Source organism: Mycobacterium sp., assembly GCF_002863225.1.
Lineage (GTDB): Bacteria > Actinomycetota > Actinomycetes > Mycobacteriales > Mycobacteriaceae > Mycobacterium.
This window is the reverse complement of record NZ_PKEK01000065.1, coordinates 24282-46552: the sequence shown is the minus strand read 5'-3', so window position 1 is coordinate 46552 and position 22271 is coordinate 24282. Positions and strand designations below refer to the sequence as shown.

Here is a 22271-nt window from a genome sequence, read left to right as displayed (position 1 = left end):
CGACCATCTGCATGCGGCTAACCGTTACTGTTCTTGGTTGGCGTAGCAACCGACACCTGGGAGGGTAAATGAGCGCCTATCGGACCGTGGTGGTAGGAACCGACGGCTCGGACTCGTCGCTGCGCGCGGTGGAGAAGGCAGGAAGCATCGCCGGGTCGGACGCGAAGCTGGTCGTCGCGACGGCCTATCTACCCCAGAACGAAGACTCACGGGCTGCGGACGCTCTGAAGGACGAGAGCTACAAAGTGTCGGGCAGCGCCCCGATTTACGCGATCCTCCGCGAGGCCAAAGACCGCGCCACAGCTGCGGGGGCCGCGAACGTCGAGGAGCGGTCCGTGGTCGGCGCTCCGGTCGACGCGCTGGTCGGTCTGGCCGAGGAAGTAGGCGCAGACCTGCTTGTCGTCGGCAACGTCGGGCTCAGCACGATCGCCGGCCGACTCCTCGGCTCCGTGCCCGCCAACGTCTCGCGGCGCGCCAAGGTCGACGTCCTGATCGTCCACACCTCGTAACCCTGTTCAGGCGCTGGCGAGGTCTCGGCGCTCCAGCCGGAAGGTGCGGCTGAGCCGGTCCGGACGGGTGGAGAGCGTGACCTCGACGGCTCCGCCGGAAGTGAGGACGTACCGCTCCTCGACCTCGGGTCCACCGTCGCAGCGGTGAACCGGCCGCTGCGGCAGATCCCGGTCGTCGTCGAGATCCGGATCGAACGGGAAGTACACCGGGTCATACGGGGTGACGTCACCGTCGGGTCGGCCGTCACGCAATCGGCTGCATTCCACGAAGCGAAAGCGCCCGATGTTGTGCGCCGCACGGTAATTGCGGGTGACCACGAACGGGGGCTGGCCCGCAGTGGGCAGTTCGGCACCCTTCGGCACGATCGGGTCGAAGTAGACGTCCTGCCCGGCGCGTGCTTCGCGGAACACCCCGAAGTGGCGCGAAAGGCGTTCGGACAGAGCGAATCCGGCTTCACGATCCAGGAACGCCGCCAGGCCGATCGCCGTCGCGGCAAACGGGTGCAACGAACGTTTGACGCGCTTGTCGTCGAACGCGGTGCGCAGCGATCTGGCGATCAGCGGGAAGCTACCGGCGCCGCCCACCACGTAGATGCCGGCAATCTCTGATTTGTCGACGTCGACGCCGTTGCGATTGCTGAGCACGCGAGGAAGCGCGGCAATCGTCTTGTCCACCAGTGGGGTACAGGCCCGGTACACCTCGTCGACGGGGCAGGCGAACGGCGGTTTGCCGACGGCGCTCAGGTCCACGAGGAACCGTCGGGTGTTGGGTCCGATCGCTTCTTTGCGGGCTGCGCATTCCTCGAGGAGCTGGGCGCGGGCGCCGGCGGGCAGCTTGCGCAAGCCGGCTCCACCGCGGACAAGCTTGAGGATCGCCTCGTCGAAGTCGTCGCCACCGAGGCGCTGAATGCCTTCACTGAAGACCACCTCGTTGAGCCGCCCGGTCATCTTCAGCAGGGACGCGTCGAATGTTCCGCCGCCGAGGTCGTAGATCAGCACGTATTCGCGCTTGGCGGTGATCGTCGCGCGGTACCGGTGGGCGTATTCGAAGCCCGCCGCTGACGGCTCGTTGAGTAGGGCGATCACCTCGAAACCCGCTTGCGTGAACGCATCCAGCGTCAGGAAGCGCTGCGAGCTCGACGCGTTGGCCGGCACGCTGATTGCGGCCTCGATCGGCTCGCCGGGCGGCAACTCCGCGTTGGACCGGCTCTGCAGGTCGCTTTTCAGGCGGGTGAGGAAGCCGGCGAACAGGTCGGTCAGCCGGTGCGATCGTCCGGCCAGCTCCACGGTGGTGTCCGGCCCGGCATCGTTGAGCAGCCGTTTGAACGACCGCAGCACCGACCAGCCCGGGTCGTGGCGGACTGCGGCGGCGTCCGGCCCGTAGCGCAACTCGCCGGCATCGTCGGCGGCGATCAGCGACGGCCACGAGTCGACTCCGTCGAAGGACACCACGGGATAATTGCCCCGATCGACGATCGCTACCACGGTGTGTGTTGTGCCGAAGTCGATCCCCAGCCTCATCGGCTAAGCGTAGGCGTTGCAGCGTGTTTCGCGACGCTGTTTACCTACCGATTACCAACCGTGTTCGCGCCACTGGGTGGTCTGGAGGATCGCTCGCGCGGCTCACCAGCCGCGTTCGCGCCACTGGGCGGTCTGGAGGATCGCTCGCGCGGCTTACCAGCCGCGTTCGCGCCACTCGGCCAGGTGTGGCCGTTCGGCGCCGAGCGTGGTGTCGTCGCCGTGACCGGGATAGACGACCGTGTCGTCGCCGAACCGGTCGAACACCCGGGTGCTGACGTCGGAGATCAGCTGGTCGAAATCCCCGGGCTGCCACGTCTTGCCCACGCCGCCCGGGAACAGGCAGTCGCCGGTGAACAACTGGGTGACTCCGCCGGTGGCCTCACCTCCGAGCGCCAGCGCCACCGATCCCGGAGTGTGCCCGCGCAGGTGGATGACGTCGAAGGTCAGCTCGCCGATCGCAATGGTGTCGCCGCCGGTCAACAGCCGGTCGGGTTTCACCGGCAGCGGCTCGGCGTCGACTTCGTGCGCGGCGGTGGGCGCGCCGGTGGCTTCGGCCACGGCCTCCAACGCCTGCCAGTGGTCGAAATGCTGATGGCTGGTGACGATCAGCGACACCTTCGGTGCGTGCGCCCGGACCAGCTCGACCAGATCCTCCGCGTCGTTGGCGGCGTCGATCAGCAGCGTCTCGCCGGTCGCGGAACATGTCACCAGGTAGGCGTTGTTGTCCATGGGGCCCACCGAGGTCTTGACGATCGACACGCCAGGCAAGGTTCGTCGGGTCGCGGAACCCGATTCGACATGGCCGGTGTAATTGTCATCCAGAGCGGTCATACCGGTTCACGGTACTGGTCGACGGTTGCTTGTCGGTGCGGGCACATAGCATGGGAACGATGTGTCCGGGCAGCGCCCGGAAATCGCCCAGAAAGGGATTGCGTGGCTGACCGCCTAGTCGTGAAAGGTGCACGTGAGCACAACTTGCGCGGGGTCGATCTTGATTTGCCACGCGATGCGCTGATCGTCTTCACCGGGCTGTCGGGCTCGGGAAAGTCGTCACTCGCGTTCGACACGATCTTTGCCGAAGGGCAGCGCCGCTACGTCGAGTCGCTGTCGGCATACGCCCGCCAGTTCCTCGGCCAGATGGACAAGCCGGACGTCGACTTCATCGAGGGCCTGTCGCCCGCGGTGTCCATCGACCAGAAGTCGACCAACCGCAACCCTCGGTCGACGGTCGGGACCATCACCGAGGTGTACGACTACCTGCGTCTGCTCTACGCCCGCGCCGGCACGCCGCACTGCCCGGTCTGTGGCGAGCGGATCGCCCGCCAAACCCCCCAGCAGATCGTCGACCAGGTGCTGGTGATGCCCGAAGGCACCCGCTTCCAGGTGCTGGCCCCGGTGGTGCGCACCCGCAAAGGCGAATTCGCCGACCTTTTCGAGAAGCTGAACGCGCAGGGCTACAGCCGCGTCCGGGTCGACGGCGTCGTGCACCCGCTGACCACGCCGCCGAAGCTAAAGAAGCAGGAGAAGCACGACATCGAGGTGGTGGTCGACCGCCTGACCGTGAAGGCCAGCGCCAAGCAGCGGCTCACCGATTCGGTGGAGACCGCGCTAGGCCTGGCGGACGGCATCGTGGTGCTGGAATTCGTCGACCACGATCACGACGCCCAGAACCGTGAGCAACGGTTCTCCGAGAAGCTGGCGTGCCCCAACGGGCACTCGCTGGCCGTCGACGACCTGGAACCCCGGTCGTTCTCGTTCAACTCGCCTTACGGCGCCTGCCCGGAGTGCGTCGGCCTGGGGATCCGCAAAGAGGTCGACCCCGAACTGGTGGTGCCCGATCCGGACCGCACGCTGGCGGAAGGCGCGGTAGCGCCGTGGTCGATGGGGCACACGGCGGAGTACTTCACCCGGATGCTGTCCAGCCTTGGCGAAGCGATGGGCTTCGACGTCGACACACCGTGGCGCAAGCTTCCGGCCAAGGCCCGCAAGGCAATTCTGGAGGGCTGCGACGAGCAGGTGCACGTCCGCTACCGCAACCGCTACGGCCGAACCCGGTCGTATTACGCCGACTTCGAAGGTGTGCTGGCGTTCCTGGAGCGCAAGCTGGACCAGACCGAGTCCGAGACGATGAAGGAGCGCTACGAGGGGTTCATGCGCGACGTCCCGTGCCCGGAGTGCAACGGCACGCGGCTCAAGCCGGAGATCCTGGCGGTCACCCTGACCGCGGGCGCGCACGGTGCCAAGTCGATCGCCGAGGTCTGTGAGCTGTCGATCAACGACTGCGCGGACTTCCTCAACGGACTCACGCTGGGCACCCGCGAACAGGCGATCGCAGGCCAGGTGCTCAAGGAAATCCAGTCAAGGCTGGGCTTCCTGCTCGACGTGGGGCTGGAGTACCTGTCGCTGTCTCGAGCCGCCGGCACGCTGTCCGGCGGTGAGGCGCAACGCATCCGGCTGGCCACCCAGATCGGCTCCGGGCTGGTCGGCGTGCTCTACGTGCTCGACGAGCCGTCGATCGGCCTGCATCAGCGCGACAACCGCCGCCTGATCGAGACCCTCACGCGGCTGAGGAATCTGGGCAACACGCTGATCGTGGTCGAGCACGACGAGGACACCATCGCGCACGCCGACTGGGTGGTCGACATCGGCCCGGGCGCCGGGGAGCACGGTGGACACATCGTGCACAGCGGTACCTACGCCGACCTGTTGACCAACAAGGAGTCGATCACCGGCGCCTTCTTATCCGGCAAGGAAAGCATTGCGGCGCCCAGCATTCGGCGTCCGGTGGACAAGAAGCGCCAGCTCACCGTCGTCGGCGCCAACGAACACAACCTGCGCGGCATCGACGTGGCGTTCCCGCTCGGCGTGCTGACCTCGGTGACGGGGGTGTCGGGTTCCGGCAAGTCGACACTGGTCAACGACATCCTGGCTTCGGTCCTGGCGAACCGGCTTAACGGCGCCCGCCATGTCCCGGGCCGGCACACCCGCGTCACCGGTCTGGACCACGTCGACAAACTGGTCCGGGTCGACCAGTCGCCGATCGGGCGCACCCCGCGGTCCAACCCGGCCACCTACACCGGGGTCTTCGACAAGATCCGCACACTGTTCGCGGCGACCACCGAGGCCAAGGTGCGCGGTTATCAGCCGGGCCGGTTCTCGTTCAACGTCAAAGGCGGTCGGTGCGAGGCGTGCACCGGCGACGGCACGATCAAGATCGAGATGAACTTCCTGCCGGACGTGTACGTGCCCTGCGAGGTCTGCAACGGCGCCCGCTACAACCGCGAGACGTTGGAGGTGCACTACAAGGGCAAGACGATCTCCGAGGTGCTCGACATGTCGATCGAAGAAGCCGCGGAGTTCTTCCAGCCGATCACCGGTATTCACCGTTACCTGCGGACGCTGGTCGACGTCGGTCTCGGCTACGTGCGGTTGGGCCAGTCGGCACCCACGCTGTCCGGCGGTGAGGCGCAGCGGGTGAAACTCGCGTCGGAGTTGCAGAAGCGCTCCACTGGTCGCACGGTCTACATCCTCGACGAGCCAACCACCGGCCTGCATTTCGAAGACATCCGCAAATTGCTCGATGTCATCAACGGCCTTGTGGACAAAGGCAATACCGTGATCGTGATCGAGCACAACCTGGATGTCATCAAGACCTCGGACTGGATCATCGACATGGGGCCCGAGGGTGGTGCCGGCGGGGGAACGGTGGTCGCCGAGGGGACACCTGAGGACGTCGTCGCCGTTCCGGAAAGTTACACCGGCAAATTCCTCGCCGAAGTTCTTGCCGACGCCGGCAAGCCCAAGGCAGCCGCCCGGCGAACCACCAAGCGCCGCAAGGTCAGCGCTTAGCGGTCGTCGCGCATCGACTCACGGATCTGTGCCAATCGATCGGCGGCCGCCCGCCGGCGGGCCTCGAACTGCTCCTCGACATCGCGGCCCTCAGGAGTTTCGGAGTCCAATTCGCCTGCGCCAATAGATGTTTCGTAGCGAGACTCGATCTTGTCTCGGACCGAGTCGAATGTCGGTACCCCGGCGCTGGTGTAGCCGGTGTCGGCGTCAGGCTCGGTGGCAGATGTATCGGGCTCGTCGGGCACGCTGTCACGCTACCCGCGGCGTTCCAGGTAGCGGACCATTTGACGCCAGTACACCAGCGTCAGCGCCATCTGCACGATGGTCGCGACCAGCGCCGGGACGGCCTGACGTCGGCGCGCCGCAACCAGAGCGCCGACGGCGACCAGAGACGTCAGCACGCTCAGCGCGGCCGCGGCATCCTTCGGCCGGCGGGTGATCCACAGTTCCTCGCCGAGCATGGCGCGGGTGGCCCATGACCGTTCATCGCCGACCTTCGGGAAGATCACCGGGTTGAGCGCGAACCAGGTGGCGACCACCAGAGCGTGGTCGCGTCGCCGCGTCCACACCGGCACCAACACCAGAGGTGTGGTCGCCCAGCGGCTCCAGGCACTCCACGGGTGGGCGTGACGAGCGAAAATTGCGCGGCGTATCCGCGCGATCGCCGTCGCGGTCAACGACCGATCGGCTCGCCGCGCGGACCTGAACCCGCAGCGGGCTCCCACGCCGGCGGCGACGGGATCTTCAGCACACCCGGCGTCTCCAACCGGCCCGCCAGCCAGGGCAGCGCCGCGGCGAAAGCGCTACTGGCGAAGGGCCAATCGTGCTTGCCCGGCTGAGCGACGATCGTGCAGTTGATGCCGTTGGCGCGGCCGAGGGCGCACAACGACTCCGCCGCCCCGGCTTGGTCGCCCGAGCTGGCCGCCTCGCTGCCGGCCAGCCTGGTATCGCCCGCGCCGGTGACTGAGATGCCGTGGTGGTGCTTGGCCGGTGTGCTCGACGAGACATCGAACCAGCCTGAAACATCCCGGTATCGACCATGTTTGGCGATCACGGTGGCCGGATCGAAGGACGCCCAGGCGCCAGGGTTGCCGCCGAAGAGCCGGGCGATGGTCTGCGCCTTGGTTCCGGCCTCTGGGCCCAGATTTCCGGCGATGTCGACGAACGAGCTGAACAGCTCGGGATGCATGACAGTCAGGTCGAGTGCACAGGTGCCACCCATCGACCAGCCGACGACGCCCCAATTGGCGGCTTGGGCGCTGACGCCGAACCGCGAGATCATGAACGGGACAACGTCTTTGGTGAGGTGGTCGGCGGCGTTGCCGCGGGTGCCGTTGACGCATTCGGTGTCGTTGCTGAACGCGCCGCCGGAGTCGACGAAGACGAACACCGGCGCGTTCCCACCGTGGGTCGCCGCCAGGTCGTCGATCGTTTTGGCGGCGTTGCCTGCTCGCAGCCAGTCGCCGGGCGTGTTGAACTCGCCGCCGATCATCATCACCGCCGGCAGCGGCGGCGGTGGACTGCTCGCGAACCAGGCCGGCGGCAGATAGACGACCTCGCCGCGGTGTTTGAAGTGCGATGCATCCTCAGGGATCGTCACCGAAAGCACAATGCCGTGAGCGGGGCGCAGTCCCGCGGCGGCCATCGAGGCGACGGCGGCGGCGTCGGCCTGATGGGGAAGGGGTCCCTCGGTCAGTTGATCCCACGCGGTCTGCACGGTGGGGAAGTAGCCGACCCAGAGGTTGAGCGTCAGCGCGGCGCTGAGCAAGCAGAGCGGCACGGACAACAGCGCGGCGCTGCGCCGCCACCAGCGGGCGGTACGCCACCCCGCGACCACGACGACGGCGGAGGCCCCGGTTCCGGCAATCCACCACCACAACAGATCGGGTGCCGGATCGTCGGCCAGACCCCGGTTCTCGATGTACCAGTGCGCGGTGGCGGCGATCGCGGCACCCAGCACCGCCGCCAGCGGCAGCGACGTCATCCGCCACCGGCGTGAGCGTCGTCCGACTGCCATCACGAGCAGTACGGCCGCCACGGCCTGGGTCACCACCGGCACCCACCCGTGCATCAGCGAGGTGTGGTTGTCGGCCAGCACCGCAATGGGGAGGTTCGCCGATGAACCTGTCACGCGATCCATTGTCACCGTTGTCGCGTGCCTCGAGCACGAGTTTTGCGCATTCGGTTTCGCGCGTGTCGGGCGAGGTGACGTTGGCTAGCGCGGCTTGGCCAATGGGAAGGGGAGGGTCTCGCGAATGCTTCGGCCGGTGATCAGCATGACCACGCGGTCCACGCCCATGCCGAGGCCGCCGGTCGGTGGCATCGCGTATTCCATGGCCTGCAGGAAATCCTCGTCGAGTTCCATCGCTTCGGGATCACCGCCGGCGGCCAGCAAGGATTGTTCCTCGAGGCGACGACGCTGCTCGACGGGATCGGTGAGTTCGCTGTAGGCAGTACCCAATTCGACACCCCAGGCCACTAGGTCCCAGCGCTCGGCGACGCCGGGCTGGCTGCGATGCGGACGGGTCAGCGGGGAGACCGACAGGGGGAAGTCGATGTAGAACGTCGGCTGCTCGGTGCGGGCCTCGACCAGGTGCTCGTAGAGTTCGAGCACCACCGCACCGGCGTCCCAGCGCGCCAGATACGGGATCTGCACCGCATCGCAGAGCCGTCGCAGTGCAGTCAGACCGGTGCTCGCGTCGATGTGTTCACCCACCGCCTCGGAGACCGCGTCGTGAACCGTCTTCACCGGCCAGATACCGGAGATGTCAACCTCTTCCAGCGCATTGCCCGCTCCGGGCCGCAGGACCACCTGAGCTCCGTTGGCGGCCTGCGCGGCGTTCTGGATCAACTCCCGACTGCCGTCGATCCAATGCTTGTAGTCGGCGTGCGCCTGATACGCCTCCAGCAACGTGAACTCGGGGTTGTGACTGAAGTCGACCCCCTCGTTGCGGAATGCCCGGCCCAGCTCGAAGACTCGCTCCAGCCCGCCGACACACAACCGCTTGAGGTAGAGCTCCGGTGCAATCCGCAGGTACAGATCGAGGTCGTAGCTGTTGATGTGGGTCATGAACGGCCGAGCGGTGGCGCCACCGTGCACCTGCTGCAGGATCGGAGTCTCGACTTCGAGGAAACCCCTGCCGTTCAACGTGTCTCTGATCGAGCGCAACACGCTGCTGCGGGCGGCGATCAGCTCGCGCGACTCGGCGTTGACCGCGAGGTCGACGTAGCGGCTGCGCACCCGCGCTTCGGGATCGGTAAGCCCCTTCCATTTGTTCGGCAGCGGTCGCAGGCACTTTCCGATCAACCGCCAACGGCGCACGATCAGCGATTGGGTGCCGGTCTTGCTGAATCCGATCTGGCCGGTCACCTCGACCAGATCACCGAGGTCGATGGCCTTGGTGAAGTCGGCGGCGCGACCGTGCTCGAGAACCGAATTTTCAAGCAGCAGTTGCACTTCCGCCGACCAGTCGCGTAGCTCGGCGAACAGCACACCGCCGAAGTCGCGGATACGCAACACCCGTCCGGCCACCGAGACGTCGGCCTCGCCGTCGGTCTGCAGCGCCTGCGCGACGGTATGGCTCGGCGGTTGACCGACCGGGTAGGCGTCAATACCGCTGTCCTGCAACGCCTTCAACTTGGACAACCGGACGCGCATCTGTTCTGGCAATCGGCGACCACGTTCATCCGGGTCGCTGAAGTCAGCCTCCTGCAACGCCGCCACGTCCGGGGCCGAGCCATCGCCGTGCAGCAGGCCGGTCGCCAGCAAGGTCGGCGGTACCGCTGAATGATGGCCGGTGTGCTGCTCGTCGCGGCGGGTGAAAGGCAGTACCAGGAAGCCCTCCGCGATCACCGAGGCGACACCTACCCGCGGAACCATTCGCGCGTCTTCGTAGCAGGCGTATCGCGGCACCCAGTCGGGCTGGTACTTCATGTTGGAGCGGTACAGCGTCTCCAGCTGCCACCACCGCGAGAAGAACAACAGGAAACCGCGCCACAGCCGTGCCACCGGGCCCGCGCCGAGTTGTGCGCCCTGTTCGAAAGCGGACCGGAACATCGCGAAGTTCAACGAGATTCGCGTAATGCCGATGCGCTCGGCGTGCAGGGCGAGCTCGCTCACCATGAGTTCGATCGTTCCGTTCGGCGACTGCGGCGACCGGCGCATCAGGTCGAGCGAGACGCCGTTGCGGCCCCACGGCACCAGGGACAGCATGGCGACCACCGTGTCGTCGGTACCGATGGCCTCGACCAGCAGGCAGTCACCGTCGGCTGGGTCGCCGAGCCGACCCAGGGCCATCGAGAATCCACGCTCGTTGTCGGTGTCCCGCCACGCATCCGCGCGCTCGGTCACCTCGACCATCTCCGCCGGTTCGATGTCGTAGTGCCGGCGGACCCGGACCGTCAGCCCGGCGCGGCGTGCTCGCGTCACCGCTTGGCGAACACCGCGCATGTCCCGCCCGGAAAGCTTGAACTCGGAAGTCTGCAGAATCGCCTCGTCGCCGAGCTCCAAGGCATTGAGGCCCGCTTCGCGGAACGCCTTGGCCCCGGCCGAGCTGGCCCCCATGTTGCCGGGTGCCCAGCCGTAACGCTGGCACAGCGCCAGCCAGGCGTCGATGGCCTGCGGCCACGCCCGTGGATCACCGATCGGGTCCCCACTGGCCAAACAGACACCGACCTCGACGCGATAGGTGATGGCGGCGCGACCGCTCGGCGCGAAGATGACCGACTTGTCGCGGCGGGTGGCGAAATAACCCAGCGAGTCGTTCTTGCCCCACAGTTCCACCAGCCCGCGGATCGCTGATTCGTCCTCACCGGTCAGCGCGTTTTCGGCGCGCTGCGATTGGAACAGCACGATCGCGGCCGCGATCAAAGCCATCGCGCTGAACAGTCCGAAAAGCGCGTTGAGCAAAATCGGCGGACGGCCGGTGAATTGCGCGGACTCGACCACCGCGAAACCAACCACCCGGTTCACCACGTAGAACAGCCGGTCGTCGGGGGCCAGCGTCCGGGGGAATGTCTCGACCAGCGCCCAGGACACCCCGATGCCGATCACCCATCCGGTCACGAGCACCCCGGCGGCCTTGAACAGCGCACCCTGACGGACCTTGGCCCAGAACTCCCGGTAGGCCAGCGTCGCCACCACCACCGCGGCCAGGTGCAGGCAGAGGCCGAGGGTCTCGCCGAAGCTCTTGGCCGGGCTGGGGTGACCGGCGACCAGGCCGGCCACGTTCAACCCCGCGGCCAGCAACAGGTTGATTTGCAGCACCCACCACGCGATGCGTTTGCGCGCGGTCAGCGCACCCGCCATCAGCGCCATCACGAACGACCAGGCGAAGCTGGTGTCGGGGAAGTTGAAAACGTAGTTGTTGATGAATTCGCGCGGCACCCGGATAGCCCATCGGATAGCCGGCGATACGCTCGCTATCAGCGACAACGTCGCGATGACACCCACCGTCCAGCCGGCGGCCGCGGGCACCCAGCGGAGCCGCGAACTCGAGTCGCTCCGTGGGCGGGACGCAATGAGGGTCACAGACCGCGAGGATATTCGGTATCGCTATGGAATGCCTATGATCTGGCTGGCAGGAAACCGGCCGTGTCGTCAGTTAGCCAGGGTCTGAGGCCGGTGGTGCTGCAGCGACGTGTCGGCGCATGCCGTTGTGACTGGTAGACTCGCCTGCGCGACCGTCTCCGGCTGAGCCAGAGACAGCAAGTGGAGTCCCACTCCCACCGTTGGCCGAAAAGGTTCAGCGGTCCGGTCACCGGCACATCGATTGTGTCGGCTCCTGCAATAGGCAGGCGGCCTTCGAGGCCGTGATCGGTCGGCACGGGCCCTGCTGATGCAGGGCTTTTTTGCTGATGGCGTGGTATCCCAACCGCTGGCTCTCGCCCAGGTGGCGGTGGCAATTGACGAGAAAGATCAATGAGGGAGGCCCCATCAGCACTGAGACCCGCGTCAACGAACGCATCCGCGTACCTGAAGTCCGGCTCATCGGCCCGGGAGGGGAACAGGTAGGCATCGTGCGTATCGAAGACGCCCTTCGCGTCGCCGCGGATGCCGACCTCGACCTTGTCGAAGTTGCCCCGGATGCCAGACCGCCGGTCTGCAAGATCATGGACTACGGCAAGTTCAAATACGAGGCGGCGCAGAAAGCGCGGGAGTCTCGCAAGAACCAGCAGCAGACCGTCGTCAAAGAACAGAAATTGCGACCCAAGATCGACGATCACGACTATGCGACCAAGAAGGGTCACGTCGTCCGGTTCTTGGAGGCAGGAGCAAAAGTCAAGGTGACCATCATGTTCCGTGGCCGCGAGCAGTCGCGCCCCGAACTCGGTTACCGACTGCTGCAGCGCCTGGGCGCCGACGTCGCCGACTTTGGATTCGTCGAGACCTCGGCCAAGCAGGACGGCCGCAACATGACGATGGTGCTGGCCCCGCACCGTGGTGCCAAGACCCGTGCCCGGGCGGCCGAAGACGCTGCCGGACCCGCAGCTGGACCTGCCGCCAAGCCCGCACCGAGCGGCGACTCCGAACCGCCGCCCAACTGACCCAACCAAGACAGAGGACCGAGAACAGATGCCTAAGGCCAAGACCCACAGCGGAGCGTCAAAGCGATTCCGGCGCACCGGCACCGGGAAGATCGTGCGTGAGAAAGCCGGCCGTCGCCACCTGCTCGAGCACAAGCCGACCAAGCGGACGCGACGCCTGGACGGACGCACCGCCGTGTCGGCGAACGACACCAAGCGGGTCAACAAGATGCTGAACGGCTGACCGGCAGCACAGCGCCGCTACACCCACTTCCCAACGAGATAGGAACACCCCCATGGCACGCGTGAAGCGGGCAGTCAACGCCCAGAAGAAGCGCCGCACCATCCTGAAGGCTTCCAAGGGCTATCGCGGTCAGCGGTCCCGGCTCTACCGCAAGGCCAAAGAGCAGCAGCTACATTCGCTGACCTACGCCTACCGCGACCGTCGTGCGCGCAAGGGCGAGTTCCGCAAGCTGTGGATCTCGCGCATCAACGCCGCGGCCCGCGCCAACGACATCACGTACAACCGGCTGATCCAGGGCCTCAAGGCCGCCGGTGTCGAGGTCGACCGCAAGAACCTCGCCGAGATCGCCATCAGTGACGCCGCGGCGTTCACCGCGCTGGTCGCCGTCGCACGTAAGGCGTTGCCCGACGACGTCAACGCCCCGTCCGGAGAGGCCGCCTAACCGCGCAGCCGGTGCTCACCGAACGATCGACCCGGGTGGTCGCTGCGGTCAAACTGCACCGACAGGTAGCCCGGCGTCGTAGCGACCAGTTTCTGGTCGAGGGCGCCAACTTGGTGGAAGCCGCTTCGCGGCGTGGGCTGATCCGCGAGGTTTTCGCCACCGAGGCAGCGGCCCAGCGATACAGCGAGCTGCTGGTCGGATCCGAGGTACACCTTGTTACCGAGCGTGCGGCAAAAGCGTTGTCGGACACCGTCACTCCCGCAGGGTTGGTGGCGGTCTGCGAAAAACCGGATACCGCACTGGCGGACGTGCTCGTACAGACGCCGCGACTCGTCGCCGTCGGCGTGCAGATCGGTGAACCCGGCAACGCCGGCACCTTGATTCGCATCGCCGACGCAATGGGCGCCGCGGCAGTGGTGTTCGTCGGCCAGGGCGTCGACCCCTACAACGGCAAATGCCTGCGCGCCTCAGCGGGCAGCATCTTCTCCGTCCCGGTCGTCGTCGAGTCCGATGCCGCCGTGGCGATCAGCGCGCTGAAAGAAGCCGGGCTGCAGGTTTCGGCCACCACCCTGGACGGCGAGTTGTCGCTCGACGACACCGATCTCAGCGTGCCGACGGCGTGGCTGTTCGGGTCGGAGGCGCACGGGTTGTCGGCCGAGGTATCCGATCAGGCCGATATCCGAGTGAGCATTCCGATGTCCGGGGAAGCTCAAAGTCTGAATGTGGCTGCAGCAGCGGCGATTTGCCTGTACCAGAGCGCGAGCGCGCAGCGCGCTACATCGTCGCGCAGTTAGGCGGCTTGGCCCCGGCCCCGCGACGGCCGCAACCCGGCCAGTGAAAACGTCGTGTGCACCAGCGAGCCCGCGCGCTCGAACAGAGTCTTCCGAGGCGGGAAGTAGTGCATGGGCAACCCGCGGCGATCCGGGGGCGGCGCCATGAAACTGGGCGCCTCGACAAGCGGAGCCTCGGCGGAGTCGCGGCCCGCGGCCCGCCGATAAGCGGCGAGCGCCCTTGGGTGCAGCCGGATCTCGTCGGGAACGGCCAGAAACGCGACCTCGACCAGTTTGCCGAACAGCCGCAGGACCACCTCGTCGCTCGGTGTCCAGCGCATTCCGGCCTTCTCCCGCACCGCCGGCTCGAACAACCCGGCAGCGATCCAACGTTGGCCGGCGACAAAGGGTTTGAAGAGCTGATCCCATACCGGGGTGGGCATCAGCACGAATTTGGGCTTGGGGATCCGGATTTGGAAGATGTCCAGCGTCGCCTGGTTGATCTCCAGCTCGTCGCGGCAGACCCGCTGCCAGTACTCCTGGAAGTCCTCCCACGACGCCGGCACCGGTCGCATACTCATGCCGTACATCCGGTACCACTGCACGTGTTCGTCGAACAGCTGGCGCTTCTCGGCTTCGGTCAAGCCGCCGCAGAAGTACTCGGCGACCTTGATCACCAACATGAAGAACGTGGCGTGCGCCCAGTAGAAAGTCTCGGGATTCAACGCGTGGTAGCGCCGGCCGCTGGCATCGATGCCCTTGATGGTTCGGTGATACTGCTTGATCTGGTTGCCGGTCTGCGACGCCCGGCCCCCGTCGTAGACGACGCCCATGATCGGGTACACCGAGCGCGCCACCCGTTGTAGCGGTTCGCGCAGCAGGATCGAGTGCTCTTCGACGCCGGCACCGAGCTCGGGATACATGTTCTGGATCGCGCCGATCCAGACGCCCATCATCCCGGTGCGCAGATCGCCGAAGTACTTCCAGGTCAGCGATTCCGGCCCGAGCGGCGACGAGTCGGGCGACTGCTCCAAATCCGGAGCGGTCGGATCCTGCGTGGGCGGTATCGACGTCACGGTCATCACAGCCTCCTAACTCCCGATGGGCGCTGGATACCCACGATAATGTTGACAACACTCGTTGTCCACGAATCGCCTGGCGCGTCGTGTGCGGCGTTACCGGACGTCCGCCGAGCCGCCGCAGCCCCGTGATCAGGTGATTCGGCGGGGATCGTGGTGGACACCACCAACACGGTCGTTGCCGGTCACTCCGAACAGCACCTACCCTGAGCGGTGTGGAATTCGGGCCCCAACGGGTGTCCGGCGAGCCCGGGCAAACGGTGACGACGCCGGATTCATCTGAATCGCGACGGCATTCGCCGATTCGCGGTGCGGCGCATTGGCTGCGCGACACCAACCGAAGCCCCGGACTCATCTCGCTGGTCCGTCGGGCCCGGCGAGGCTTACCTGGTGATCCCGACTTCGGCGACCCCCTCTCGACGGCAGGTCACGGCGGGCCCCGTGCGGCCGCCCGCGCCGCCGGACGGCTGCTGGGCGAGCGCGGTGGCGCGTCGCGGGAAGTCAGCCTGGGCGCGCTGCAGGTGTGGCAGGCGCTCACCGAGGCGGTATCGCGGCGGCCGGCGAATGAAGAAGTCACCATCGTCTTCACCGACCTGGTGGAGTTTTCCAACTGGTCACTGCGCGCCGGCGACGACAAGACCCTCAAACTGCTGCGTCGGGTGGCCCGGGCGATCGAACCGCCCCTGCTCGACGCCGGCGGTCACATCGTCAAGCGGATGGGTGACGGCACCATGGCCGTCTTCGCCGATCCCGGTGTCGCGGTAGCCGCGGTCCTGGAAGCCAAACGGGCCCTCAAGTCGGTCGATGTCGACGGCTACAAGCCGCGGATGCGGGTGGGAATCCACACCGGTCGCCCGCAACGCCTGGCCGCCGACTGGTTGGGTGTCGACGTGAATGTCGCGGCACGGGTGATGGAACGGGCCACCCGCGGCGGTGTGATGATCTCGGGCGCCACCCTGGAGCAGCTCGGCGCCGACGACTTGGTCACACTCGGCGTCTCGGCCAAGCGCGTGCACTGGCCGGTCTTTGCGAGTAAACCTGCAGGTCTTCCGCCTGATTTGGCCATCTACCGGCTGAGGCCGTCCAGAGAAACCGTCAGCGACTTATCAGAATCGGATAACTCGGACGATGACGGTCCGCGGGCATAGTAGGTGGCGATGATATTGCGGATATTGTCGCGGCTTTCGCGTGTGCGGATCACGCTCGGTTACGCGGCTGTGCTGATCGCCGTCAGCGCGGCGCTTGCCGAGCTGCGTCCGCGTGCCCGCGCGCACGTCATCGCGCAAGCCAGCACGAATCTGCACAACCTGGCTCACGGCCACCTGGCAACGCTGTTGGACAGCGCCTTCATCACCGACGCCGGGCCGATGTACTTCTGGCTGCCGTGCTTTGTCTGTCTGCTGGCGCTGGCCGAATTGATCTGGCGCAGTGGCCGGCTCGCCATCGTCTTCATCACCGGCCATATCGGCGCGACGCTGCTGGTCGCGGCCGGGTTGACCGCAGCGGTCAAATTTCACTGGCTGCCGCTGTCGGTGTCGCGCGCGAGCGACGTCGGGGTGAGCTACGGCGCGGTCGCGGTTCTGGGTGCGTTGACATCGGCCATACCTCTGCGGTGGCGTCCCGCGTGGATCGGTTTCTGGATTCCGGTCGGTCTGGCCGCGGCGGTCCTCGGCGAAGATTTCACCGACGTCGGGCATTCCGTTGCGTTGATGTTGGGCCTGCTGGTCGCCACCCGGTTGGACGGCCCCGCGCGCTGGACGCGGGTGCGGTGCGCACTGCTGGCGGTGTCTTCGGTGTTCGGTTTCTTCCTGCTGGCGCACGGCGCGTGGTCGACGGCGGGCGGGGCGGCCGTCGGCGCCGTGGGCGCATTGACAGCCGAGTTGCTGACCCGGTCGCGGGCCGCTCGTCGGCGGCCGGCGTCGGACATCGAACCCGAGCCCGTTCTCAACAGCTGAGCGTCAGGGCACTGGCCGCGAGTACAGCCAGCTGTCCCACAATGGTGTCAGCGGTTGATCGCAGTAGTGGCCCGCCAGGTCGGTGAAATCGTCGGTGACGGCGTTGCTGTGCCGGTAGCGGTCGGTCCAGTCTTTCAGCAGGGCGAAGAAATTCGCGTCGCCGAGGCGGCCACGCAGCGTATGCAGTGTCAGCGCGCCGCGCTTGTAGACGCGGTCGTCGAACATCCGCCGGGGTCCGGGGTCGGCCAGTAGTAGATCCTGCGGGGCGGCGCGCAACTTATGGTGATACTGGCCGGCCAGCTCATCGGCACTGGGGCCGCCGCTGTGCTCGGACCACAGCCACTCTGCGTAACACGCGAATCCTTCGTGCAACCAGATGTCGCGCCATTGCCGGGCGGTGACCGAGTTGCCGAACCACTGGTGGGCCAGCTCGTGGGCGATCAGTCGCTCGCTGGCCCGGGTGCCGTCGCAGTGGTTGGCGCCGAAGATCGAAATCCCTTGAGCCTCAAGGGGTATTTCCAAATCGTCGTCGGCTACGACGACGGTGTAGCCGTTCGCCAGCGGATACGGGCCGAACAGGTCGACGAACAACTCCATCATGTCGGGCTGGCGCGCGAAGTCGTGGTGGAACTCGTGTTTCAGCCGGTCGGGCAGTGCCGCGCGAATCTGCACCGGCGTCGTGCCCAGCCGGATCAGCTCGTACATCCCGATCTGCAGGGTGATCAGGTAGGTCGACGTCGGCTCGGGTTGCTCGTACGTCCACTCGGTCTGCGCGGCGCGCGGTCGTCGGGACACCAACCGCCCGTTGGCCACCACCCGATATGGGTTGTCGGCGCTGACCTGGATCCGGTAGGCAGCCTTTGCGCTGGGATGGTCGTCGCAGGGAAACCACGACGCCGCCCCGTTGGGCTGCCCGGCGACCAGCGCGCCGTTGGTCAGTTCCTCGAAACCGACGTCGCCCCATAATGATCGAATCGGCCGCGGCGAACCGTGATAGTGCACGACGATCGACATCGTCACACCCGACGACAGCTCCGACGCCAGCCGGACGCGCAATTTGCGCTCACGCCTTACGAATTGAGCCACCCGCTTCCCGTTCACCATCACCTTCGACACACTCAGGGCGTCGGACAGATCGAGTGTGAATTCCTCGAGCTCGGTCAGACTCGTGGCGGTGATCGTGGCTGAACCGGACAACCGGTTGCTGGTGACCTTGTATTCCAGGACCAGATCGTAATGCGACACGCGATACCCGAGATTGCCTACCTTGGGCAGATACGGGTCGATCACGGTCGAAGCCTGGCGCGGCGCCGACTTCTTGGCCGCACGTTTCACGCGGCCGCCTTCTTGCCGGCCTTCTCGCGCGGCACGTTCCATGGCCTGATCGGATTACCTTGCCAGCGGGTCGATTTGGGCACCGAGTCACCGCGCACGACCAGCGATGCCGGTCCGACGGTGACCCCTGCGCCGAGTCGGGCCGCCGGCAACGCCACACCGTGCGGGCCCAGCGTCGCGCCCTGCTCCAGCACCACTTCGTCCATCCTCATGATTCTGTCGTGGAACAGGTGCGTCTGCACGACGCAACCACGGTTGACGGTGCTTCCCGGGCCAAGGGTGACGAGGTCGGCCTCGGGCAGCCAATAGGTTTCACACCAGACCCCGCGGCCGACGTCGGCGCCCAGGGCGCGAAGCCACACGTTGATCGCCGGTGTTCCACTGGCCGCGCGGGCGAACCACGGCGCGGCGACGGTCTCCACGAACGTGTCCGCGAGTTCGTTGCGCCACACGAACGACGACCATAGCGGAAACTCGCCGGACCGAATCCGGCCGACCAGAAGCCATTTCGCGGCGACGGCGATGCCGGCGGCCAACGCGCCCGCAGCCAGCAGCACCAGGCCACCGCCCAGCGCGGCCGCCCAGAAGCCGAAGCTCCGGGCCAACGCCTGCAACGCCCCCAGCACCCCGAGGGCGATCACGGCGGTCGTCATCACCGGGATCACCCGGAACGCTTCCACGGTCGCCCGCATCGCCTTTAACCACCGCGACGGCTCGTAGGTACGGGTCGCGTCCGCCTCCGCGGGGCGCCGGCGCAGACGCATCGGGGGACTGCCCAACCAGGACGAGCCGCGCTTCGCTTTCGGCGGGGTTGCCGACAGCACCGCGACCAATCCGTCGTCGGGCACCCGGCGACCCGGTTGGGTGATGCCCGAATTACCCAGGAACGCCCGTCGGCCGACCGTCGTCTTCGCCGCGTAAATCCAGCCGCCACCAAGCTCATACGAAGCGACCATGGTGTCGTCGGCCAGGAACGCGCCGTCCTCGATCACGGTGAATTTCGGGGTCAGCAGGACGGTGGAGATCTCGGTGTCGCGGCCGACCTCGGCGCCGAGCAGTCGCAGCCAGGTGGGCGTGGCCAGGCTGGCGTAGAGCGGGAACAGGTAGTTGCGTGCGCCGTCCATCAGGCGTTCGGTGGCCCACAGCTGCCATCCGCTGCGGCTGCGGACCGGGTGGTAGCCCTCCCGCAATCCGAGCGACAGCAACCGCACCGCTGCGACCGTCATCGCGGCGTACACGGCCATGCCTGCCACCGTGGCGACGGGAGTCCAATACAGGGCCGGCAGCACCGCCTCCGCCAAGCGGTGCGTGCGGTGAACGGCCACCCCGATCACCGTCAGGCCGGCGGCGAGCGCTGTCAGCGGCATCGCCGCCAGGAACACCGACGTCAGCGCGTACACCACGACCCAGTGGATTCGGCGCGCCGGGCGTTCGTCTGGCCAAGGGTGTTTCACCCGACCGGATTTCACCGCGGGCGAGCCCTTCCAGTACTGCCGGCTCTTGACCTTGCCCACGACACCCGAGCCGGGTGCGACGTCGGCGTTCTTGCCGACGACGGCTCCGGGCAGCAGCGTCGTGCGGGCCCCGATCGTGGCGTCGTTGCCGATCGTGATCGCGCCGACGTGGAACGCGTCGCCGTCGACCCAGTGCCCGCACAGGTCCACCTCGGGCTCGACCGCGCTGCGATGCCCGAGCGTCAACAACCCTGTCACCGGCGGTATCGAATGCAGATCGACGCCCTTGCCGATGTCCGCACCCAGTGCGCGCGCGTAGTAGACCAGCCACGGCGCACCGGCCAGGTTCGCCGCACCGCTGGCCTCGGCGAGCCGCTCGGCCAGCCACACCCGCAGATGCAGCGAGCCGCCGCGCGGGTAGCTGCCGGGCTGCACATTCGGCAGCAGGGCCCGCGCGGCCAGCACGGCGATGCTCATCCGGCCCAGCGGCGTGACGAACACGAGGAACGCCGCGCCGACCAGCCACCAGTTGACCGCGACCGTCCACGGCACCACGTTCAGGGCCTCGGCCACGCCGTTGCCCAGCGCCAGCCAGGTGACCCACTGCAGCGCCGCCAGGGTGTTCAACGGCACCGCCAGCACGGTCTGCACGATCTGCGTCAGCCTCGGGGTGGGCCGCACTACCCGCTCGACGACGTCGGGTGGCTTCTCCAGCTCGTCGAGATAGCCGACCAACGACCCGAGGCGCGGGTGGTCGTACAAGTCGGCGACGGTCACCTGCGGATAGCGCTCCCGGAGGGCCGCGACGAGCTGCGCCGCGGCCAACGAGCCGCCGCCGAGGGCGAAGAAGTCGGCCTCCGGCCCGTCCACGGCGGCCCCCAGCAGCTCCCGCCACAGCCCGGCCAGCCAACTGGCCGTGCCGAAGAGGTCCGCAGTCTGCTCCGCATCGCCGCCGGGCGGGGGCCAGGGCAGCGCGTCGCGGTCGACCTTGCCGGATGTGCGGGTGGGCAGCTCGTCGACCCGGACCAGGCGCGGAACCAGCGCGGCCGGCAGCTGCTCGGCGAGTCGGGCTCGCGCGGCGGCCATCTCGAAATCCGGGTCGGCGCTGGCGATGTAGCCGACCAGAACAGGCGTGCCCGCCGCTGTCCGCCGGACGGCGGCAGCACCCCCGCTGACGCCCGGCAGGTGCACCAGCGCCGAGTCGACCTCGCCCAGCTCGATACGACGTCCGCCGACCTTGACCTGATCGTCAGCGCGACCGCAGAAGACCAGACCCTCGCCGTCCAGCCGGACCAGGTCACCGCTGCGGTAGGCGCGCTGCCAGCCCAGCGTCGGCATCGCCGCGTACTTCTCGGCGTCCTTGCCCTCGTCCAGGTAGCGGGCCAGGCCCACGCCGCCGATCACCAGCTCGCCGATCTGGCCCTCGGCCACCGGCAGGCCGTCACCGTCGACGACGGCCAGGTCCCAGCCCGGCAGCGGCAGGCCGATGCGCACCGGTCCGTCGCCGGTCAGCCGCGCCGCGCACGCGACCACGGTGGCCTCGGTGGGGCCGTAGGTGTTCCACACCTCGCGGCCGTCGACGGCCAGGCGGGCGGCGAGCTCCGGCGGGCAGGCCTCGCCGCCGAAGATCAGCAGCCGCACCGCTTCCAGCGCCTCGGCCGGCCACAGCGACGCCAACGTCGGCACCGTCGACACCACGGTCACGTCGCGGCTGACCAGCCACGGCCCCAGATCCATTCCGCTGCGAACAAGTGAGCGCGGCGCGGGGACCAGGCAGGCGCCGTGCCGCCAGGCCAGCCACATCTCCTCGCACGACGCGTCGAAAGCCACCGACAAGCCGGCCAGCACCCGGTCGCCCGGCCCAATCGGGTTGTCCCGCAGGAACATCTGCGCCTCGGCGTCGACGAATGCCGCGGCACTGCGGTGTGTGACAGCCACGCCTTTGGGGGTGCCGGTCGACCCTGAGGTGAAGATGATCCAGGCGTCGTCACGGGGTTGCGGCGCCTCGGCCCGCCAGCCCCGCGAGGAACCGGGTCCGCGGGTCATGCCGCGATCGGTGACGATCGCCACCACGTTGGCTTCGGCGAACACCAGATCGGCACGCTCGTCCGGGTCGTCGGCGTCCACCGGCACGTACGCGGCGCCGGCGGCGAGCGTCGCCAGGATCGCCTCGTAGAGCGCGAAGCTGCCGGACGGCATCCGGATACCGATCCGGTCCCCGCGACCGATGCCGCGGGCGGCCAGCCAGGCGACGCTCGCTTCGATGTCGCTGATCAGTTCGCTGTAGGTGAGCTGGACCGTGCCGTCGTCGATCGCCGCGGCCTCCGGGAAGCAGGCGGCGGTGTCGTACAGGACGTCGATCAGCGTGCGAGGGCTCGCGGCACGCGGCGACAACAGGAAGTGCTCCGGCACACGTTCGGGAGCTTCGGGCGTCACCACCCGTACGAAAATACTCAAGGCCGACCACTTCGACCGCTGGCGCGCGCACGACGGGTGGGAAAAGTGGCTGACGGCTTCCGATCGTCAGCAACGTGACCACCTATGATCGGCACTTGCGCCGCATGCTGTGCTGCGGCCGCAGTCCGTGC

At 67.4% G+C, this 22271-nt stretch carries 17 protein-coding genes; 8 read left to right on the top strand and 9 right to left on the bottom strand.

Features of this window, described 5'->3' with window-relative positions; translation table 11 throughout:
- The first annotated feature begins 68 nt into the window (after positions 1-68).
- A complete protein-coding gene (locus tag CYU59_RS20445; RefSeq protein WP_293002077.1) occupies positions 69-509 on the top strand; it encodes a universal stress protein in 441 nt (146 codons plus the stop codon).
- Positions 510-515: 6 nt separating this feature from the next.
- Here the strand turns inward: CYU59_RS20445 and CYU59_RS20440 are convergent, their stop codons facing one another.
- Both CYU59_RS20440 and CYU59_RS20435 read right to left on the bottom strand, forming a co-directional pair.
- Complete coding sequence (locus CYU59_RS20440) at positions 516-2030, bottom strand: Hsp70 family protein (RefSeq protein WP_293002075.1); 1515 nt, start codon at positions 2028-2030, stop codon at positions 516-518.
- Between the two features lie 153 nt (positions 2031-2183).
- Positions 2184-2861, bottom strand: coding sequence for an MBL fold metallo-hydrolase (locus CYU59_RS20435; RefSeq protein ID WP_293002073.1), 678 nt, complete (start codon positions 2859-2861; stop codon positions 2184-2186).
- 102 nt (positions 2862-2963) lie between these two features.
- On the opposite strand from CYU59_RS20435, the gene uvrA reads away from it, so the two are divergent.
- Entirely contained in the window at positions 2964-5879 is a 2916-nt protein-coding gene (gene uvrA, locus CYU59_RS20430) for an excinuclease ABC subunit UvrA (RefSeq protein WP_293002071.1), read from the top strand.
- Here the strand turns inward: uvrA and CYU59_RS20425 are convergent.
- From CYU59_RS20425 to lysX, 4 genes are all read right to left on the bottom strand, one after another.
- Positions 5876-6124, bottom strand: coding sequence for a hypothetical protein (locus CYU59_RS20425; protein ID WP_293002069.1), 249 nt, complete (start codon positions 6122-6124; stop codon positions 5876-5878). The two genes, uvrA and CYU59_RS20425, sit on opposite strands and share 4 nt — an antisense overlap.
- A gap of 9 nt (positions 6125-6133) precedes the next feature.
- A complete protein-coding gene (locus CYU59_RS20420) occupies positions 6134-6556 on the bottom strand; it encodes a DUF6653 family protein (protein ID WP_363115070.1) in 423 nt (140 codons plus the stop codon).
- On the bottom strand, positions 6553-8019 hold the full coding sequence (locus CYU59_RS20415) for an alpha/beta hydrolase-fold protein (protein WP_293002067.1): 1467 nt from the start codon (positions 8017-8019) through the stop codon (positions 6553-6555). Before CYU59_RS20415 ends, CYU59_RS20420 begins: the two co-directional genes overlap by 4 nt.
- A 75-nt stretch (positions 8020-8094) precedes the next feature.
- A complete protein-coding gene (gene lysX / locus CYU59_RS20410; RefSeq protein WP_293002065.1) occupies positions 8095-11409 on the bottom strand; it encodes a bifunctional lysylphosphatidylglycerol synthetase/lysine--tRNA ligase LysX in 3315 nt (1104 codons plus the stop codon).
- 404 nt (positions 11410-11813) lie between these two features.
- Here lysX and infC point away from each other — a divergent pair, with 404 nt between their 5' ends.
- The 4 genes from infC to CYU59_RS20390 are packed head-to-tail and all read left to right on the top strand — an operon-like array spanning position 11814 to position 13884.
- On the top strand, positions 11814-12425 hold the full coding sequence (infC, locus tag CYU59_RS20405) for a translation initiation factor IF-3 (RefSeq protein WP_293002158.1): 612 nt from the start codon (positions 11814-11816) through the stop codon (positions 12423-12425).
- A gap of 28 nt (positions 12426-12453) precedes the next feature.
- Entirely contained in the window at positions 12454-12648 is a 195-nt protein-coding gene (gene rpmI, locus CYU59_RS20400) for a 50S ribosomal protein L35 (RefSeq protein WP_285189198.1), read from the top strand.
- A 52-nt stretch (positions 12649-12700) separates the two neighbouring features.
- Positions 12701-13090, top strand: a complete 390-nt coding sequence (gene rplT / locus CYU59_RS20395; protein ID WP_293002061.1) for a 50S ribosomal protein L20 — start codon at positions 12701-12703, stop codon at positions 13088-13090.
- 11 nt (positions 13091-13101) lie between these two features.
- Entirely contained in the window at positions 13102-13884 is a 783-nt protein-coding gene (locus tag CYU59_RS20390) for an RNA methyltransferase (protein ID WP_293002058.1), read from the top strand.
- Here the strand turns inward: CYU59_RS20390 and CYU59_RS20385 are convergent.
- Positions 13881-14942: an oxygenase MpaB family protein gene (locus CYU59_RS20385; protein WP_293002056.1), complete on the bottom strand. Its 1062-nt coding sequence runs from the start codon at positions 14940-14942 to the stop codon at positions 13881-13883. The genes CYU59_RS20390 and CYU59_RS20385 overlap by 4 nt on opposite strands.
- Before the next feature lie 299 nt (positions 14943-15241).
- Here CYU59_RS20385 and CYU59_RS20380 point away from each other — a divergent pair, with 299 nt between their 5' ends.
- Both CYU59_RS20380 and CYU59_RS20375 read left to right on the top strand, forming a co-directional pair.
- On the top strand, positions 15242-16087 hold the full coding sequence (locus tag CYU59_RS20380) for an adenylate/guanylate cyclase domain-containing protein (protein ID WP_293002156.1): 846 nt from the start codon (positions 15242-15244) through the stop codon (positions 16085-16087).
- A 9-nt stretch (positions 16088-16096) separates the two neighbouring features.
- Positions 16097-16894: a rhomboid-like protein gene (locus CYU59_RS20375; RefSeq protein WP_293002054.1), complete on the top strand. Its 798-nt coding sequence runs from the start codon at positions 16097-16099 to the stop codon at positions 16892-16894.
- Positions 16895-16897: 3 nt separating this feature from the next.
- Here CYU59_RS20375 and CYU59_RS20370 read toward each other — a convergent pair whose 3' ends face one another.
- Both CYU59_RS20370 and CYU59_RS20365 read right to left on the bottom strand, forming a co-directional pair.
- Positions 16898-18229, bottom strand: a complete 1332-nt coding sequence (locus tag CYU59_RS20370; RefSeq protein WP_293002052.1) for a M1 family metallopeptidase — start codon at positions 18227-18229, stop codon at positions 16898-16900.
- Complete coding sequence (locus CYU59_RS20365; protein WP_293002155.1) at positions 18226-22122, bottom strand: Pls/PosA family non-ribosomal peptide synthetase; 3897 nt, start codon at positions 22120-22122, stop codon at positions 18226-18228. The genes CYU59_RS20370 and CYU59_RS20365 overlap by 4 nt, the downstream gene beginning before the upstream one ends.
- Between the last annotated feature and the right edge of the window lie 149 nt (positions 22123-22271).